We start from the raw sequence: 17,605 nt of genomic DNA, 5'->3' as shown, positions 1-17,605 counted from the left end.
CCCCCTTACCCGTGTAACAATACTATGATTATTAAATATTTAATATCAATTAAGTGAACATTTGCACAATATATGCGTGGTAAACGCAATACATCAATGCAGGCCTACTAAATACGTTATGAAATACATCTATATACTACTCACTATCCTAACCTTTACCGGGCTTAATGCCAATGCCCAGGGTGGTCGCCAGATAAGCGGCACCATCATCGACTCTACCAAGCTTACCCTGCCGGGCAGCAGCGTGAGGATATCATCGGAACTTGGCGATAGCCTTGCCAGCACTACCGATGTGAATGGTAAATTCCTGTTCAACGGCATAAAGGGCACAAAAATCACGCTTACTATTTCGTCTATCGGTTATCAGGGCATCATTAAACATTATACCCTACCGGCCGGCGATAAAGCCATCGTTTTCGACCCCATCATCCTGAAATCGGAAACCCGCCAATTAGGAGTAGTAACCATTGTGGGCGTTAACCCCGTGGTATTTAAGGAAGATACCGTACAATACAGCGTATCGGCTTATAAAGTGCGCGAAAATGCCCCCATTGAAGATGTGCTGAAGAAGATACCCGGTATAGACGTAGCCAAAGACGGTACCGTTACCGCACAAGGCAAGCAAGTGACCAAAGTACGTGTAAACGGCAAGGATTTCTTCGGCGGCGATGTGTTAAGCGCTACCAGGAATTTGCCTGCTGATGTGATAGACAATGTACAAATAGTAGATGATTACGGCGACCAGGCTAATCTTACCGGCGTAAAAACCGGCGAGCCAACCAAAGTGCTCAACTTCACCATCCGTAAGGATAAGAATTACGGCTACTTTGGCCAGGCTACCGCAGGTGATGGCTCTGATGCCTTACCGAAGAATCCCGGCGTTACTAACGATAACCGTTATTTAGGCTTGCTCAACTTTTTCAAATTCAAGGGTGATCAGCAGGTATCTGTATTAGGGAGCATCAACAATACCAACGTAAACACGTTCAGCTTTGGCTCGGCAACCGGCGGTGCGGCAGGCGGTGGCGGTTTTGGCGGCGGCGGTGGCGGCGGCCGTGGCAATGCCTTAAGGGGCGGCAACAGCTCTACCACAAATGCCAACGGTATTACCAACGCGCATTCTATCGGCCTTAACTTTAGGGATCAGTGGGGTAAAAACCTCTCTGTATATGGAAGCTACAGCTTTAACGACAATACGGTGTTTACTAACTCAACAAATATTCAAACTAACACGTCGGTCAATACGATAAACCGAAGCAATAGCCAGAGCACGGAGACTAACAACCCGGTTAACCATCGTTTCAACTTCAATCTGGAATGGAAACCAGACACTGTAAACTACTTAAAGCTAACGCCAACGTTCTCATATGCCGGCAACGACGTTACTAGTTTGGATATCGTAAACTCTAACCGTAATGGGCAGGTAACTCAATCATACACTTCTAACTCTATCAGCAACTCTTCATCACCAAATTACGGCATCACCGGTTTGTACAACCACAGGTTTAGCCACAAAGGCCGCAACCTTAGCATCGGGTTCAATGCATCTACCAATAAAAATAACCAGTACGATAATCCTATTTACGATTATGCCCCCGGTTCTTTACGCAACGCGCCCGAAAACCAGGTAATTTATACCGATAGCCGCACCAATAACTACGGCGCAAACCTATCGTACCAGGAGCCGCTAGGCAAGCACTCGTTTTTAGAGGGCAATTATGCTTATAATCATACCTACACCACCAGTGATAAAGAAACCGATACTTTATACACCGCCAATGCCTACCACAATTACCCGCTTTGGAGCAATAACTATAACTATACTTTTACTACAAACCGCTTTGGTTTAAACTATAGGGTAGTAGAGGCTAAATACAATTATGTAATTGGTATTGGCGGGCAACCATCTACCCTGGAAGGCTTCAATGTAAAAACCAGCCAGTCTACCAGAATCACCAATTTCAATGTGATACCTACCGCGCGTTTCGTTTATAATTTCTCGCGGAGCCAGAATCTAAGTTTCCAATATAACGGCACGAGCAATCAGCCGGCGTTTAACCAGTTGCAGCCCGTATTAGATTTCTCCAACGCATCGTACCCGGTGCAGGGTAACCCCAATCTAAACGCCGAGTTCAACAACAGCTTGCAATTGCGCTACGGCAACTTCAGCTTCCAAACGGGCAATATCTTCTTTGCGAATGTTGGCTATACGAAAACGGATAACAAAATCGTGAACGTGAATATCTCGTATCCGCGCAGCTTTACGGCAGCGGCCTTGGCAGCCGACCCAACCCTGAAGAACTTTGCAGGCGCAAACCTTATACAATACCAAAACGCAAGCGGGTACTACCAGGTAAACGGCGGTTTGGTTTACTCCAAGCCATGGTCAGAACGTAAGTACACCATCATATTCAACACCAACGTTGGTTATACCAATAACATCGGTTTCGCCGGTTCGGTAGATTCTAACAACGTAGCAACGCCTATCGACAAAAACATCGCCAAAACGTTTACCCTATCGCCGGGCTGGCGTTTCAGGGTGAATATTACGGATGTTATAGATGCGGAACTGAACTCCAGTTACGCTATCAACAAAACCGATAACTCGTTGAATACGCCCGCGTTCAACCAGAACACCAATATCCGCACCCTTAACCTGGGCGCAAGCGGAAAGAATTATTTCTGGAAAGACTGGACGCTGAGCTACGATTACACCAAAACATTAAACTATGGTTACGACCCAACACTACAGATTAAAAACCCCAACATTTTAAATGCATACGTAGAACGCCGTTTCCTGAAAGACCATCGGGGTACCCTGCGTTTTGCAGCCTACGATTTATTTAACGAGAACACCGGTTTTTCATCGGTAACTACCGGCAGCACCGTTACCCAAACCAACGTAAATAAACTTGGGCGTTACTTCCTGTTATCGTTTACGTTGAGGCTTCAGAAATTCTCGGGCAAGGCCCCATCCGGGGATCCCGGCCGTGGCGGCAGACAGGGCGGCGGTTTCGGTGGCCCTGGTGGTGGTGGCCCTGGTGGTGGCGGACCGGGCGGCGGCGGACCAATGTAACGGAATATACACAAAACAAAAGAAGCCATCCCTTTATCAACGGATGGCTTCTTTTGTTTATACGGGAGTTTTTTATTGATGCACCAGCACGGTGTTGATAACGCGTTCCAGCTCTTCTAAATCGAAGGGTTTGGCCAGGTAGGTTTCGGCACCGGCGTGGCCGGCAAGTAATTGTATATCGCTGTTTGCCGAAAAATAAACCACGGGGATATTCTTCAGCGACTCCTCCTTCTTTAAGGTTTGGGTAGCAACGATGCCTCCGGCATCAGGTATCCAGTTATCCATCAGTATCACATCGGGCATAATGGCTGCTACTTTTTCAGTGATATTATTGCAATCGGTAAACGTGTGTACGTCCCAACCCTGCTCAACTAAAATATAGTTGCAGATAGATAGGATATCTTCATCGTCGTCGAAAATAATGATTTTCTTAAGCTGTTTGTTCATCGGGGAAGCGGGTTCGTGAAGCTATGCATTACTTTCAAAAAAAACAAATAATTTAATTACAACCAAAATGCCCGCGGCTGTAATTAATGGAGGGGCAATGCGCCGTTTTCGCCGGGGAGTTTGTCCAACTTTTCTTTTATAGAAATTTTGGCCGAAGTTGTAAAGCAATGCGGCTACAAAACCGCTAAAACACCTTCAAAAATCTGCGTTTTTCTGCGTTTTTTCTTCAAAAAAGGGGCTGTTTTAGGGCAAATAGCGGGAGGTTTTATAAGCGCAAAAACAGCTTATTAGCCAAAAGAACGTAAAAATTTTTCCAGCTTTTTCCAGCTTTTGCGCGAATTTTTGCTATGAGTTTCCAGAAAATTCCAAGGCTGTTGGCGCTTGGAAAGGCGGCTAATAGCGGGGCCTTCGCTCCCGCCTATCGGCAGGCTACCTCTCACAACCCCTCGCCGGACTGTGTGTTTTCCACTGCATTCCCAACGGCGCCTTGCAAGCAAGTAAGGCGCGGGGCTGCCGGACGCATGGCCTTCATTGCATATACGCCATCTCTGCGGAAATTAAACATCCGTTAAATAATTTTACCGATTAGAAAATCCACCGGTAATTATGCTTACCTTGTGAACTTATTTATAATAAACAATATAATGCAACAAGGAACAGTAAAATTTTTTAATGAAACAAAAGGATTCGGATTTATTACACCAAGCAACGGTGGAAGCGAAATTTTTGTTCATGCGTCAGGTTTGATTGACAACATCAGCGAGAATAGCGTTGTTAGTTTTGACGTACAAGAAGGCCGTAAAGGCCCTAACGCAGTAAATGTTAAAGTAGCTTAATACACTATACATCAAATTATTGTGAAACACTCTCCTTAACCGGAGGGTGTTTTTTTTTGACCCGTTTTGCCGGGCTTGTCGCTGTCATAATCGGCGGTGATAACATCTGAAAAAATGACACCGCGACTGAAATTTTTTCCGCATGGGCGTATTGTAGTTGTATGTTATTGAGTGGAATAATTATCAAAATCTTTGAGGATCTATCGTAAATTCAATTTCCTTTTTCGTTTTGTGCTTTATTAATTTGTACACATAGGACCCTCTTACTTTTATAACCGAGTCGCCCACCTCTATCTGGTGATCTGTATAATAACCAGCATCAATAGAATAACTTACGTTATGAATTTGAATTGTGGGAAATTGCTTAATATCATAATCAATGCGTTCTACTTGCCCGGAAAATTCAACATCAAGGTACTTCCTATCCTGCTTTCGGGAATCAATTGCCCAATAAATTAATGTAGAAATAGTAATTACCGCGAAAGCGGTCGATACAGCGATAATTTGTTTTGGATTATTTGAATAATTATTTTTCATCGAAATATATCTGGAAATAACTGTGTTACAGCTAGCCCTAATTGTTTAGGAGTAACCGTTCAGCCTATTGTCATTGTTATCACCTGCCACGAAGCTCTCACCACCTACCCGGCCCACCCCTCCCTATCCAAACTCCTGAAATGTATTGCTTCGGCCAGGTGCTCCAGCAGTATTTCTTCGCTGCCGGCAAGGTCGGCAATGGTACGCGATACCTTGAGGATGCGGTCGTACGCGCGGGCGGAGAGGCCCAGTTTCTCCATTGCCTTTTTCAAAAGCGTTTGGCCGGCCTGGCTTATTTTGCAAATGTCGCGTACCATTTGGGGACTCATTTGGGCGTTGGCGTGCAGGTCTGGCTTGCTGCCGAAGCGTTCTATCTGCAGTTCGCGGGCTTTTATTACACGGTCGCGAATGTGTTCGCTTTTCTCGGCAAGGCGGTCTGATGATAGTTCGGTAAAGTTTACGGGGGTAACTTCTACGTGCAGGTCGATACGATCCAGTAAGGGGCCGGATATTTTGCTGAGGTATTTCTGCACCGTGCCGGGCGGACAGATGCATTCCTTTTCGGGGTGGTTGTAATAGCCGCAGGGGCAGGGGTTCATGCTGGCAATGAGCATAAAACTGCTGGGGTAATCAACCGTAAATTTGGCGCGCGATATGGTAACGCGGCGCTCTTCCAGCGGCTGGCGCATCACCTCAAGCGCGGAGCGTTTAAACTCGGGTAACTCATCCAAAAATAAAACGCCGTTGTGCGCCAGCGAAATTTCGCCGGGCTGCGGGTTGCTGCCACCACCTACCAGGGCCACATCGCTAATGGTATGGTGCGGCGAGCGGAAGGGGCGGGTAGTCACCAGCGCATCCGCAGTGGATAACTTACCGGCTACGGAATGTATCTTGGTGGTCTCCAACGACTCATGCAAACTCAACGGCGGCAATATAGAGGGCAGCCTGCGGGCCAGCATGGTTTTGCCTGCCCCAGGCGGACCAATCAGTATCACGTTGTGCCCGCCTGCGGCGGCTATTTCCAAAGCGCGTTTGATGTTTTCCTGTCCTCGCACTTCGCTAAAGTCGCTATCGTAATTGGTGAGGCTATCGTAAAACTCCTCGCGGGTGTTTACCACTTCGCGTTCCAGCGTGCCGGTGCCGTTGAAGAAATCGGCCACCTGTTTGATGCTTTCTACGCCGTAAACTTCCAAATCGTTTACGATGGCCGCCTCGCGGGCGTTTTGCTTGGGGAGGATAAAGCCTTTATATTTTTCTTTACGGGCCTGTATAGCTATAGGCAGCGAACCTTTGATGGGCTGCAGGCTGCCATCTAACGAAAGCTCGCCCATGATGAGGTATTTGTCGAGCTCTTCGGCCTCTATCTGGCCCGATGCCGCCATGATGGCCGTTGCTATCGTGAGATCGTACGCCGAGCCTTCCTTGCGTATGTCAGCCGGGGCCATGTTTACTACTATGCGCTGCCTTGGCATACGGAAACCATTGGTTTGCAGCGCGGTCTCTACCCGTTGCATGGCCTCGCGAACAGCATTATCGGGCAGGCCAACCACAAAATAAGCCAGTTTGCCCCCACTTATATTCACTTCCACTGTTATGGTGATGGCCTCTATGCCAAAAACTGCGCTGCCAAAGGTTTTAACTAACACTATAGATAAGGTTTTGTATAGCGAAAGATAGAAAAAAAAATTAAAACCTAAGGGCTTACTAAAACAACGGTATTGCCCTGTTCCGCAAAAAGCCAGCGCGGCACAGGCATTTGCAGTATGTTTCAATACATTGTTAGTTTATCCGCCTATATCAATATATTATTCATAAAATATCGATACATTGAAAACGATTTTTTTTGCAGAAAATACAACCAATGGAAAAAACCAACCCCGATATTTATAACAGCGCCAAAAAAATATGGAGCGCCGCCATCAAAAGCGATGCTATACATGTAGAGGGCCTGAAAGTACAGATTGAATTCCACAAGCGGCTGCTGAACGTTTTCCAGGCAGGCCGCCATTACTATATGGTATTTAATATTTACCATATGGAGCTGGAGTTCATCAGCCCCGAAATAACCGATGCGCTGGGCTACGCGCCCGAGGAGGTGAACGCTATGTTTTTTTTGGATAATATACACCCGGACGATAAGCCCTGGTTCCTGAGTTTCGAAAACCGCTCTACCGAATTCCTTACCGCCCTGCCCCTGGACAAACGGGGTAGCTACAAATATCAGCACGATTATCGTATAATGAACAAGCATGGCAAATACGTGCGCCTTCTGCACCAGATACTGCCCATAGAGTTCGACGAGGATAACTTTTACCGTAGCCTGGTGATGCATACGGATATCTCGCACATAAAGCCCGCAGGAAAGCCCTGTTTCTCTATTATTGGGCTGGATGGCGAACCATCTTATTACAACCTGCAGGACACAGAGGCATTGGTGCGGTCTGACAGCATCTTCACCCCGCGCGAACGCGAAATCTTAAGATGCATAGTAGCCGGCTGCAGCAGCAAGGATATCGCTGCCCAATTATACATCAGCATCCATACAGTAAACGCGCACCGCAAGAATATTCTTAATAAGGCCGGCGTTAAAACCCCTATCGAACTGATGCGCAAAATGATACGCGAGGGTTGGGTATAATATTAATAGGATTAAGTATTTAGTTCGCATTTCATTATTTTGTTATTCATGGGCTTTGCTTCAGTCATTCTTATGATTAGCTTATCAAAAATAGAGTTCAAGAATCCTCTCCTGTTAAACACATAGCCAATGTTCATCCTACGCAATTTTTTACACCAGTTTATAATACAGCCTCGTCTAAACACCTGGCTTAAGCTAGCCTACTGATGTCGAGGGCCCCAATATCGAAACTCCCCTTTCCTCCTTCTCCCAAAAATCCCTATCTTTCCCCTAAAAAATTTACAGGATGCTTGAGCAGGTTAAACAGCAGCAGAACGCTTACGAAGAAATTTACGCGCCGGAGCAGCGTTCGGAGTTCGATTTCCATATCACTACCGACCCGCTTACCCGCTACCTGCGCGATCGCCGGCTGCTGAAGGCACTGGCCGTGCTGGAGCAAAACAACCCCAATATACGCCAATGGAGCGTGCTGCTTACCTGCGGCGGCGTTGGCGGCGAAGGGCTGTTCTTCAAAAAGAACGGCTTCGGCAACGTTACCGTGAGCGATATCTCAGAGAATTCGCTCAAGATATGCAACGAGTTCGACGCATCTATTCCCACGATTGTGCTGAATGGCGAAAACCTGGATGTGCCCGATGCCTCATACGACCTGGTGGTTGTGCAGGATGGCTTGCACCATCTGCCCCGCCCTGTAACTGGTTTTACCGAGATGCTTAGGGTAGCCCGCAAAGCCGTCATCGTAATAGAACCGTACGACAGCCTGATAGGCAACCTGCTGGGTACCGAATGGGAAGTGCAGGGCGATGCCACCAACTACGTTTACCGCTGGGACACAAACAGCTTCACCCAGGCTATCAAAAGCTACCTGCTCAAAAACTACAAGCAAATCAAAGTACTGCGGTTTTGGGATCACGGGCTCATGGTATCTAAACTGGTAGGCAAGCTGCCTAAGGGTATGCAGCTCCCTGTGGCCAAACTCATCTACGGTTTGTTTGCGCCTTTCAATTGGATGGGAAATATGTTTGTTGGGGTGGTGACGAAGTAAAACCAATAACGTCATGTTGAACAGGTTTCAACACCCCATCATAAAAGTCGCCATTATGCTAAGCCGCATTGCATGCCGAATACCCGCCGTGTGGGGTACCGAAATAAATTCGGCATGACGGCATATTTAAAAACCACTTTTACTCCACCGCGTGTATCGTGCGTTCCTTACGCTTGATGAAGGGCTTTTCGATGAACATCCAGGATAGCGTTGCCATAATTACCGTACCCGCTATAAGGTACGCCAGGTTAAAATACGGCACCAGTTTCAACTCTACTATTACGGTAATGATCATGCCATGGTAAATGTATATGCCGTAGGAGATATCGTTTTTGCGCAACAGCTTATTGGCCAGGTTGGGCAGCGTATAGGCCATAGAAAGCAGGGTAAACGCCAGGAAGATGTACTGTATCACCGTAAAATAGGCGGCATCTATCCTGTCGAAAAAGAACATGCTGAAGGCCACATAAGGTACTATCCAGTATAAGGCCTTCCCGTAAATAAACTTCGAGCTATAAATACGCAGTCGCTGAAAAACAACACCCAGCAAAAACAGGTAAAAATGCGGCACGAAGGTATAACGGATAAGCTTAGTCAGCTTATCGTCAAGGTGTATGGGGTTGTAAGCCAGCAAGATGTTGTAGGAAAGCGTTAGGCCCACAAATACTATAAACAACCCATTAAACCAGGTATTTAGTTTACCCTTAGGGACCAACAAATAGCAAACAGGCATCATGATGTAAAACTGCAGTTCGATGGGGATAGTCCACAAGCTGCCGTTGTACGAGCCGAAGCCGTAGTTGGCCAAAAAGTTAGGGGTATAGATAAAGCCCAACAGTTGCGCGGGCAACCAGGCCAAGGTTTGCTTGTTGAGGAAATTTACGCCGGTTATAGTGAATACAATCAGCGTCAGTATTATGCAGCCCCACAAGCCGGGATAGATACGCAATGCCCGGTTGCGGATATAGTTTTTGATAGAGTTATTGCGCTCGTATGATGCCGATATCAAATACCCGCTGATGACGAAGAAAACCGGCACGCCGGGGAACAAGTACAGTATTTTTGTAGCCGTATGCCCCAGGTGAAGGTGAAGGTGCTGGTAATAATGGTCGAATATCACTTCGGTTGCCGCGAGCAGCCTCAGCAGGTCGAAATTATTCAGTTTGAATTCCTTTATTTCCATCGCCGAAATATATAGAATTTAAATGAGGAGGCTATGGTATAAATCTACTTTGCCTTGTACGTTGTGCGATTGGGATTTGCAGTACCAGGGGATCGAATTTGAGCCAAGACTTGTGCGATTCCCCTCTCAAGAGTAATAGCCCATAAAAAGGCAGAATCACCAAACGTTCCTATGGAACGGAAAAACCGACATTTTTAGTCCTACCAACCAGGCGTTCCTATGGAACGAAACTTCACTTCTCATCCCATCGGGATGTTTGGTTGGTAGAAAAAAGCGATAATCCCATTACGTTCCATCGGAACGTTTGATTAATAGTCAGCCTGTCAATTCATGGGCTATTACCCTCTAGAGAGTGGAATTAAAATCTAAAGGCGATTTCACGATTTGTCAAACAGCTTGTTTTATTTTGAGGGATTAATGAATTAACTTACGGCCTGTTAAACAATAATAGCTTCACCGCAGTATGCAAGAAATCTTACTCCTTTGTTTAAGCCTCGTTCTCAGCGTATCTTTTCTGGTGGTATTGGCCAAGAAATTACGGGTTGCGTATCCTATATTTTTGGTGATTGCCGGTTTAGCCATCAGCTTTATACCCGGCATACCCGAGATCCATATAAACCCCGAGTTGGTTTTCATGATCATACTGCCGCCTGTTTTATACGATGGCGCACAAAACACGTCCTGGAAATCGCTGTGGAAATGGCGGCGCATCATCATTGTGCTGGCGCTTGGCTTCGTGTTGCTTACCGCCGGTGCCGTGGCTTGGGTAAGCGTGTTCTTAATCCCCGGTTTTACTTTAGCACAGGGCTTTTTACTAGGCGCCATCATCTCCCCACCCGATGCCGCAGCGGCAACATCAGTATTGCAGTTTACCAAATTACCCAAAGGCATGGTATCTATACTGGAGGGCGAAAGCCTGTTGAACGATGCCTCGAGTTTGGTTATCTTCCGCTTTGCGCTGGTGGCCATCATCAGCAGTAGTTTTACCTGGTACAACGCCGCGGGCGGTTTTGTGCTGGTAACTATTTCGGGCCTGGCCATAGGCTTGCTTTTAGGCTTTGTGTTTTATGCCATTTACCGCTGGCTACCTACGAATAGCAACCTCGATATTGCTTTCTCTATAGTGCTGCCTTACATTATTTACCTGGCGGCAGAAAGCGTGCACTCCTCGGGCGTACTGGCGGTGGTAAGCGGCGGGCTTTTCATATCTTACAAAAATCATTATGTGCTTAGCCATAGCAGCCGTTTGAAATCAAACGCGGTGTGGCCGTCGGTTGTGTTTATTTTAAATGCAGTGGTGTTTTTCCTGATAGGGCTTCAATTGCCGGGCATCATCAAGGGCATACAGGCCGTTTCGCTCGGCGAGGCCTTCCGTATTGCGTTTATCATAACCGCTGTTGTGGTGGTAGTGCGCATGATAGCGGCCCAGCTTTCTTCGCTGTTTACCGTATTCATCAGCAAATACATTACCGTAGCGCAGAGCAAGCCGGGCTGGCGCAACCCGCTGGTATTGGGGTGGACGGGTATGCGCGGCGTAGTTTCGCTGGCTTCGGCACTCTCTATCCCCCTTATGCTGCACGGGCAGGCTTTCCCTAACCGTAATTTAATTCTGTTCATCACCTTTATAGTAATCATCGTAACATTGGTGGTACAAGGCTTTACGCTGCCATTTGTTATTAAATGGATAAAACCCGACGGCGTGGGCAATGAAAAACCCGACGAGCAGCAGTTTTTGGAGATAGAATTGCAATTGCATACCGTAGCTGCCGAAAAACTATTATCAGCCTACGCAGCCGACCTCGACGGCAACCACATCCTTAGGAATAAACTCGAGCTTTTTAAATTCAAGATGGAGCTTTACGGCAGCGTTGCTGATGATGAAGAAAAACGCTCTGGTGCCAACGCCATGACGCAGCGTTTTAAGGAAGTGATGATGGAGGTGATAGAGCACGAACGTTGCAGGCTGCACAGTTTCCGCAAGGACGATGGTTACGACGACGATGTGATACGCATCATAGAAAACCGGTTGGACCTGGAGGAAGAACGCCTGCAGGAAGAAAGCGAATAAAATGCCCGTTGCATTTAGCTATCCTGCAAGCCCCGCAGTACATCCATCGCCTTGGCGGCATCGGCGTATTCTACAAAAATATGGTCGTGGTAATACCCCGCTATTACATTGCAACTGATGCCCTCTTTAGCCAAGGCATTGGAGAAGGCCGCCGTTAAGCCCACCGCCTGCAGCGACGAATACACCGTGAGCGTTATCCAGGCACCTATAAACGGATAGGCAAGCCCCAGCCTGTCGGCAGTTTTGCGGGTAACGATGATAGTTATGGCCTCTTCTTCCCTAAATAGGCAGATGACATCTTTCAGATCAAGCCCCTCAACGGTAGAAACGCTGCAAAAAACATACTGCCCGCCGTGGAATTCGGGCGTTATATTCTTCAGCAAGGCTTGTATATCGGTAATGCCACTCATGTTATTTCAATTCGTAAACTACTGCTTCGTATGGTTGTAATGTGCCTGCTGCCGATGCCTTAGTATAGTTACTCAATAAAACAGAAGCCTTGCTTAAATCCGGCTCGATATGATATACAGATGGGGCGGCCCTAAAGTTCAGCAGCACCAATAATTTTTTTCCATCCATTTCGCGGGTGTAGGCATACACATCGGGGTTATCGGCATCAAGCAGGGTGTATTTGCCGTAAACCAGCACCTTATTATCCTTACGCAGCTTCACCGCCTTGCGGAAGTAGTTCAACGTGCTATTAGGGTCTTTATCCTGCGCAGCGGCGTTGATGGTTTTGTAGTTGGGGTTGGCGTTTATCCACGGCGTGCCGGTGCTGAAACCGCCGTTGGCCTTGTTGTTCCATTGGAACGGCGTGCGCCCGTTATCCCGGCTTTCGAAACCGATGCGCTTGAGGTAGGCGGGCAAATCGGCACCGATGCTTTTTTGCCGCTGGTATTCGTTAAGGGTCTGTACATCGCGGTAATCTTCTATCCGGGTAAAGCCGGCGTTGGTCATGCCCAGTTCATCACCGTTATAATAGTATGGCGTGCCGCGCATGGTCATCAAAAAGGTCATCAGCATTTTTGCAGATACCTCCCGGTATTGCGGACTATCGTTACCGAAGCGGCTCACCAGTCGCGCCTGGTCATGATTGGCCAGGAAGATAGAAAGCCAGCCATTGACTGCGAAAGCGCTATCCCATTTGGTAAAAATCTGTTTAAACTTTAGCACGCTGTAGCCATCGGGCTTTGCCAGATCCACCACGTCGAAAGCGTAGGCCATGTTCAGCTCGTGGCGGTTGGCATCCACCAGGTTATGCCCGTCTTCAAAAGTACTGCCGCTGCCCTCGGCTACGCTCATTACATCGTATTTGCTCAGCACCTCGCGGTCCATCTCTTGCAGGTAGCCGTGCAGGTTGCCCTGCATGGCATAATATTGTACAAAGTTTTTCTCGAAACCCTTCGGGAACATGGGCCAGGTAGTATCCTTGGCCGCAAATTGGAACGCATCCAAACGAAAACCGTCTATACCCTTATCGGCCCAAAACTTCATGATCCCATACACTTCCTGCCGCAGCTTGGGGTTCTCCCAGTTCAACTCGGGCTGCTTACGCGAGAAATAGTGCAGGTAATAAGCATTGGTAAGCGTATCGTATTTCCAGGCATCGTGGTTAACATCAAACAAACTGTAGCGGTAGGGCGGTTTGCCATTCTCGGCGTTCCACCAGTGATAGTATTCGCGGTAAGGGCTGGTGCGCGAGCTGCGGCTTTGCTTAAACCATTCGTGTTCGTCGCTACTATGGTTCACTACCAGGTCCATCACCAACTTTAGCCCGCGTTGGTGCATACCTTTAAGCAGTGCATCAAAATCGGCCATGGTGCCAAAATCTTTCATAATGTTGCGGTAGTCGCTCACATCGTAGCCGTTATCATCATTGGGCGAACTGTAGATAGGGTTCAGCCATATCACATCCACCCCAAGGCTTTTGATATAATCCAGTTTGGAGATTATGCCTTTCAGGTCGCCAATGCCGTCACCGTCGCTATCCATAAAACTGCGGGGGTAAATTTGGTAAACTACCGCTTCTTTCCACCATTTTTTGGCGAGGGCATCGTTGCTGCTCACAACATTCTGGGCGCGGGTAGTGTTGCCGGCAAACAGTATCCATAGGGCTAAAAACCCTGCTGTTTTTAAAATAGAAAGCTTCATACGCTCGGTTAAATTGGTAAAATGCGCGTTGTTCGGGAACGCAAAAAAGGCTTTTGCCGCGGCGGTTAAATGTAGCTAATTATTAACAGCCAAATATTAATTGATAGGATAAAAAAATGTTTTTGCTGCGAATAAATTTCATGCATTAAAAGCTAATCGTATATTGTTCGGCGCTTGCGCCCAACCAATTAAACACTAACCGCACCCCTTATTATGGCATTTTTTAAACCCAGGCTTAGTTTCTGGCAAATCATCAACATGAATGTTGGGTTCTTCGGCATCCAATATAGTTTTGGCTTGCAGCAAAGCGCCATTAACCCCCTTTATACTTTTCTACACGCCAACCCCGAGCAATTGCCGCTCCTTAACCTGGCCGGGCCGATGACGGGCCTGCTGATACAGCCCGTCATAGGTGCCCTGAGCGATAAAACCTGGAGCCCGCGTTTCGGCAGGCGCAAGCCCTTCTTTCTGATTGGGGCCATATTCTGCAGCCTGTGTTTGTTCGCTTTCCCATTCAGTAAATCATTGTGGATGGCCGCCGGTTTGCTGTGGATACTGGATGCCGCCAACAATACCGCCATGGAGCCATACCGCGCATTTATAGCCGATAAGCTACCCGAGAAGCAGCGCGCCATGGGTTTCCTCACTCAAAGCTTTTTCACCGGCCTGGGCATTACGCTGGCCAACCTGTCGCTAGGGTTTTTTAAAAGCATTATTACGGGGGAAACCACTACTGATGATGGCCGCTCGGGCATACCATATTGGGTATTCGGGTCGTTTTTCGTGGGAGCGGTTTGTTCCATTGTATCGGTGATATGGTCGGTATTGACTACGCCGGAAATCCCTCCGACCGAGGAAGAGTTGCGCGAATTAAAAGCCCGCAAGCGCGGTGCGCTGGAACCTATCAAAGAAATTTTTGCCGCTATAAAAGATATGCCATCGGTAATGTGGAAACTGGCGCTGGTGTACCTGTTCCAGTGGTATGCCATGTTCTGCTACTGGCAGTTCGTAGCGCTCAGCATCGCCAAATCGGTGTTCCATACCACGTCCGATGGCAATAAAGAGTTATTTGAGCAGGCTGTGGTTTTAACGGGCCAGGTAAATGGCTTTTATAACATCGTAACCTTCTGCTCGGCCTTCGGGCTGGTTTGGCTGGCACGCAAGTTCAGCGCCAAGTATGTACATATTACCTGTTTGGCCATGGCGGGCATAGCGTTACTGCTGTTTGTGCACATTACCGATAGGGCCCTTTTATTTGCGCCGATGGTTGGCTTTGGCGTTGCCTGGGCCAGCATGATGGGTGTGCCTTATATTATGGTCGTCGGCAGCATACCCAAAGAACGCTACGGCGTGTATATGGGCATTATAAATATGATGATTGTTGTGCCCATGATATTGCAAACCCTTAGCTTTGGGTATATTTACAAGCACCTGCTTGGCGATGACCCCGCAAACGCCATCACCTTTGCCGGCGTACTGCTGCTGCTGGCGGCACTAGCCACAACCCGCATCAAAAAAGATGTGGCGAGCGATACCGACGAGGTAGCGAAACCGGTAGGCGGCGGGCATTAATTATGTTTTACATATAAAAACTCAATCGTGTACAATCCGCATTTACATACGCTCATAAACGCATCGGCACAAAAAAGCAAGCTCGATATAGCGGGCGCAGATAACGCTTTTTACGTGCGCCTACTCACCAGTGCAGAAACTATGTACCAGCTTTATAGCGAGCTATACAGCAAACATCCGGCTGGTGAACCCTTATTTGAGGCGATGATAGATGCGGTGATCAACGCCCATATTTCGCGCTCGGCCGAACTTAAAAGAAAAGACGAGGAAAAGGCCGCCCTGGGCGATTGGCACCTGAGTAACGACATCACCGGCATGAGCCTGTATGTAGACAGATTTTGCGGCACCCTTAAAAACCTGGGCAACAAGCTGGACCACTTTGAAAAACTGGGCGTAAACTTTTTGCACCTGCTGCCTATATTCGAGAGCCCCGCAGGCGAAAGCGACGGGGGCTATGCCGTATCTGATTTCCGCAAGGTGGATAAACGTTTCGGCAGCACCAAAGACCTTGCAGGCCTGCAGCAGAAGATGATAGCTGCCGATATGTACCTGATGCTGGATATTGTACTGAACCATACCTCGCACCGGCACGAGTGGGCCGAAAAAGCCAAACAGGGCGATGCCAAATACCAGGATTATTTTTACATGTACGATGCAGATAGCCCCATCCCTGCGGCTTTTGATCTGCACATGCCAGAGATATTCCCCGAGAGCTCGCCCGGCAATTTCACCTTCGTGCCCGAGTGCAATAAATGGGTGATGACGGTTTTTCACAGCTACCAGTGGGACTTGAATTACACAAACCCCGCTGTGTTTGTTGATATGCTGGATAATGTATTATACTACGCCAATTTAGGCGTAGATATTTTGCGGATAGATGCCCCGATATTCCTCTGGAAACAAATTGGCACCATTTGCCAAAACCTGCCCGAAACGCATACCATTTTACGCCTGATAAAACAATGTGTGCTGGCCGCTACACCCGGAATGGCTTTATTGGCCGAGGCTATCGCCGCGCCACGCGACATCATGAAATATTTTGGCAGTGGCCTGTTTAAAGGCAAGGAATGCGATTTTGCCTACAACGCTACCCAAATGGCGCTGCAATGGGATATGCTGGCAACCGGCAACACCCGTGTTATGCTGGGCGCCCAGCACGATATTGCGCAGAAACCTTACGGCGCTACCTGGATAACCTACACGCGTTGCCACGACGATATAGGGTTGGCGTATGACGATAGCATTATCAGCGCCGCCGGTTTTGAACCACGCGAGCATCGTAAGTTTTTGTGGGAGTATTACTCGGGCAAATACCCCGGCAGCCCGGCAACCGGCGAATTATTCTCCGTTAATCCTAAAACGGGCGATGCCCGGATAAGCGGCTCGCTGGCATCTATGTGCGGCCTGGAGAAGGCATTAAAAGAAAAAGACAAACCGGGCATAGATACTGCCATAGATAAAATATTGCTGATGCAGGCGCACAGTTTCTTTTTAGGCGGCGTGCCAATGCTGTTTTATGGCGACGAACTGGGTTACACCAACGATTATTCCTATCTGGACGACCCCGGAAAAAGCTACGATAACCGCTGGATGCACCGGCCGGTTATCAATTGGAAGAAGAACAAACTGATTGATAAAGCAGGCACTCCCGAGCAAAGAATATTCGCGGCGACGCAAAAGCTCATTGGCATCCGCCGGAAGCTGCCGGTAGTGTCCGACCACTCGAACCTAGGGTGGCTGACGCCTTATAATATCCATGTGGCGGGTTATCTGCGCCAGCAGGGGGATAAGCAATTGTTTTGCGTATTCAATTTCAGCGGGGAGGAGGCCTTTTTAACCTGGTATGCCTTTAAAGAGCACAGCAATTCCCTCATTACCTTATACGACCACTGGACCGGGATGGAATTTGCAGTTGGCAGTAACGAGGAGTATCTGATTATAAAACCTTATGGCTTTCATTTGCTGGAGGTGGTGTAAATATATTACCCCGCCGTCATCCTGAATTTATTTCAGGACCCCACAGGACGAGTGGGCGGCGTGCAGAGCGGCTCA

Annotated in this window: 13 protein-coding genes; 7 read left to right on the top strand and 6 right to left on the bottom strand. The window is 47.9% G+C overall.

Annotated elements, in window-relative coordinates:
* Positions 1-118 precede the first annotated feature (118 nt).
* On the top strand, positions 119-3,076 hold the full coding sequence (locus AC1DXC_RS04160; RefSeq protein ID WP_477457876.1) for an outer membrane beta-barrel protein: 2,958 nt from the start codon (positions 119-121) through the stop codon (positions 3,074-3,076).
* Positions 3,077-3,148: 72 nt separating this feature from the next.
* Here AC1DXC_RS04160 and AC1DXC_RS04155 read toward each other — a convergent pair whose 3' ends face one another.
* Positions 3,149-3,523 carry a response regulator gene (locus tag AC1DXC_RS04155; RefSeq protein ID WP_477457875.1) on the bottom strand — a complete coding sequence of 125 codons (375 nt, stop codon included), beginning with the start codon at positions 3,521-3,523 and terminating at the stop codon, positions 3,149-3,151.
* Positions 3,524-4,167: 644 nt separating this feature from the next.
* Here AC1DXC_RS04155 and AC1DXC_RS04150 point away from each other — a divergent pair.
* Positions 4,168-4,359 carry a cold-shock protein gene (locus AC1DXC_RS04150; RefSeq protein ID WP_477457874.1) on the top strand — a complete coding sequence of 64 codons (192 nt, stop codon included), beginning with the start codon at positions 4,168-4,170 and terminating at the stop codon, positions 4,357-4,359.
* 183 nt (positions 4,360-4,542) lie between these two features.
* Here AC1DXC_RS04150 and AC1DXC_RS04145 read toward each other — a convergent pair whose 3' ends face one another.
* Together AC1DXC_RS04145 and AC1DXC_RS04140 are read right to left on the bottom strand one after the other, a co-directional pair.
* Positions 4,543-4,896, bottom strand: coding sequence for a hypothetical protein (locus tag AC1DXC_RS04145; RefSeq protein WP_477457873.1), 354 nt, complete (start codon positions 4,894-4,896; stop codon positions 4,543-4,545).
* A gap of 104 nt (positions 4,897-5,000) precedes the next feature.
* Positions 5,001-6,542, bottom strand: coding sequence for a YifB family Mg chelatase-like AAA ATPase (locus AC1DXC_RS04140; RefSeq protein ID WP_477457872.1), 1,542 nt, complete (start codon positions 6,540-6,542; stop codon positions 5,001-5,003).
* A gap of 215 nt (positions 6,543-6,757) precedes the next feature.
* Between AC1DXC_RS04140 and AC1DXC_RS04135 the strand changes: the two genes are divergently transcribed.
* On the top strand, positions 6,758-7,534 hold the full coding sequence (locus AC1DXC_RS04135) for a LuxR C-terminal-related transcriptional regulator (RefSeq protein ID WP_477457871.1): 777 nt from the start codon (positions 6,758-6,760) through the stop codon (positions 7,532-7,534).
* A 286-nt stretch (positions 7,535-7,820) separates the two neighbouring features.
* Entirely contained in the window at positions 7,821-8,579 is a 759-nt protein-coding gene (locus AC1DXC_RS04130; RefSeq protein ID WP_477457870.1) for a class I SAM-dependent methyltransferase, read from the top strand.
* Positions 8,580-8,718: 139 nt separating this feature from the next.
* Here AC1DXC_RS04130 and AC1DXC_RS04125 read toward each other — a convergent pair whose 3' ends face one another.
* On the bottom strand, positions 8,719-9,762 hold the full coding sequence (locus AC1DXC_RS04125; protein ID WP_477457869.1) for an acyltransferase family protein: 1,044 nt from the start codon (positions 9,760-9,762) through the stop codon (positions 8,719-8,721).
* A gap of 463 nt (positions 9,763-10,225) precedes the next feature.
* Between AC1DXC_RS04125 and AC1DXC_RS04120 the strand changes: the two genes are divergently transcribed.
* The gene (locus tag AC1DXC_RS04120) at positions 10,226-11,830 is read left to right on the top strand and encodes a Na+/H+ antiporter (protein ID WP_477457868.1); all 1,605 of its coding nucleotides are present in this window, start codon (positions 10,226-10,228) and stop codon (positions 11,828-11,830) included.
* A 14-nt stretch (positions 11,831-11,844) separates the two neighbouring features.
* Here AC1DXC_RS04120 and AC1DXC_RS04115 read toward each other — a convergent pair whose 3' ends face one another.
* Both AC1DXC_RS04115 and AC1DXC_RS04110 read right to left on the bottom strand, forming a co-directional pair.
* Positions 11,845-12,240 carry an ACT domain-containing protein gene (locus AC1DXC_RS04115; RefSeq protein WP_477457867.1) on the bottom strand — a complete coding sequence of 132 codons (396 nt, stop codon included), beginning with the start codon at positions 12,238-12,240 and terminating at the stop codon, positions 11,845-11,847.
* Position 12,241: 1 nt separating this feature from the next.
* The gene (locus AC1DXC_RS04110; protein ID WP_477457866.1) at positions 12,242-13,981 is read right to left on the bottom strand and encodes a glycoside hydrolase family 13 protein; all 1,740 of its coding nucleotides are present in this window, start codon (positions 13,979-13,981) and stop codon (positions 12,242-12,244) included.
* 213 nt (positions 13,982-14,194) lie between these two features.
* On the opposite strand from AC1DXC_RS04110, the gene AC1DXC_RS04105 reads away from it, so the two are divergent.
* Together AC1DXC_RS04105 and AC1DXC_RS04100 are read left to right on the top strand one after the other, a co-directional pair.
* Positions 14,195-15,553, top strand: coding sequence for an MFS transporter (locus AC1DXC_RS04105; protein WP_477457865.1), 1,359 nt, complete (start codon positions 14,195-14,197; stop codon positions 15,551-15,553).
* A gap of 27 nt (positions 15,554-15,580) precedes the next feature.
* Positions 15,581-17,530 carry an amylosucrase gene (locus AC1DXC_RS04100; RefSeq protein ID WP_477457864.1) on the top strand — a complete coding sequence of 650 codons (1,950 nt, stop codon included), beginning with the start codon at positions 15,581-15,583 and terminating at the stop codon, positions 17,528-17,530.
* Positions 17,531-17,605 lie beyond the last annotated feature (75 nt).

The organism is Mucilaginibacter sp. P2_D11, assembly GCF_056404435.1.
This window is presented reverse-complemented; position numbering and strand designations above follow the sequence as displayed.

Excerpts from the sequence above, each read along its gene's own strand:
- AC1DXC_RS04125 (WP_477457869.1), bottom strand. The coding sequence starts at position 9,762 with ATGGAAATAAAGGAATTCAAACTGAATAATTTCGACCTGCTGAGGCTG.
- AC1DXC_RS04145 (WP_477457873.1), bottom strand. The coding sequence starts at position 4,896 with ATGAAAAATAATTATTCAAATAATCCAAAACAAATTATCGCTGTATCG.
- AC1DXC_RS04160 (WP_477457876.1), top strand. The coding sequence starts at position 119 with ATGAAATACATCTATATACTACTCACTATCCTAACCTTTACCGGGCTT.
- AC1DXC_RS04150 (WP_477457874.1), top strand. The coding sequence starts at position 4,168 with ATGCAACAAGGAACAGTAAAATTTTTTAATGAAACAAAAGGATTCGGA.
- AC1DXC_RS04130 (WP_477457870.1), top strand. The coding sequence starts at position 7,821 with ATGCTTGAGCAGGTTAAACAGCAGCAGAACGCTTACGAAGAAATTTAC.
- AC1DXC_RS04155 (WP_477457875.1), bottom strand. The coding sequence starts at position 3,523 with ATGAACAAACAGCTTAAGAAAATCATTATTTTCGACGACGATGAAGAT.
- AC1DXC_RS04105 (WP_477457865.1), top strand. The coding sequence starts at position 14,195 with ATGGCATTTTTTAAACCCAGGCTTAGTTTCTGGCAAATCATCAACATG.
- AC1DXC_RS04110 (WP_477457866.1), bottom strand. The coding sequence starts at position 13,981 with ATGAAGCTTTCTATTTTAAAAACAGCAGGGTTTTTAGCCCTATGGATA.
- AC1DXC_RS04120 (WP_477457868.1), top strand. The coding sequence starts at position 10,226 with ATGCAAGAAATCTTACTCCTTTGTTTAAGCCTCGTTCTCAGCGTATCT.
- AC1DXC_RS04135 (WP_477457871.1), top strand. The coding sequence starts at position 6,758 with ATGGAAAAAACCAACCCCGATATTTATAACAGCGCCAAAAAAATATGG.
- AC1DXC_RS04115 (WP_477457867.1), bottom strand. The coding sequence starts at position 12,240 with ATGAGTGGCATTACCGATATACAAGCCTTGCTGAAGAATATAACGCCC.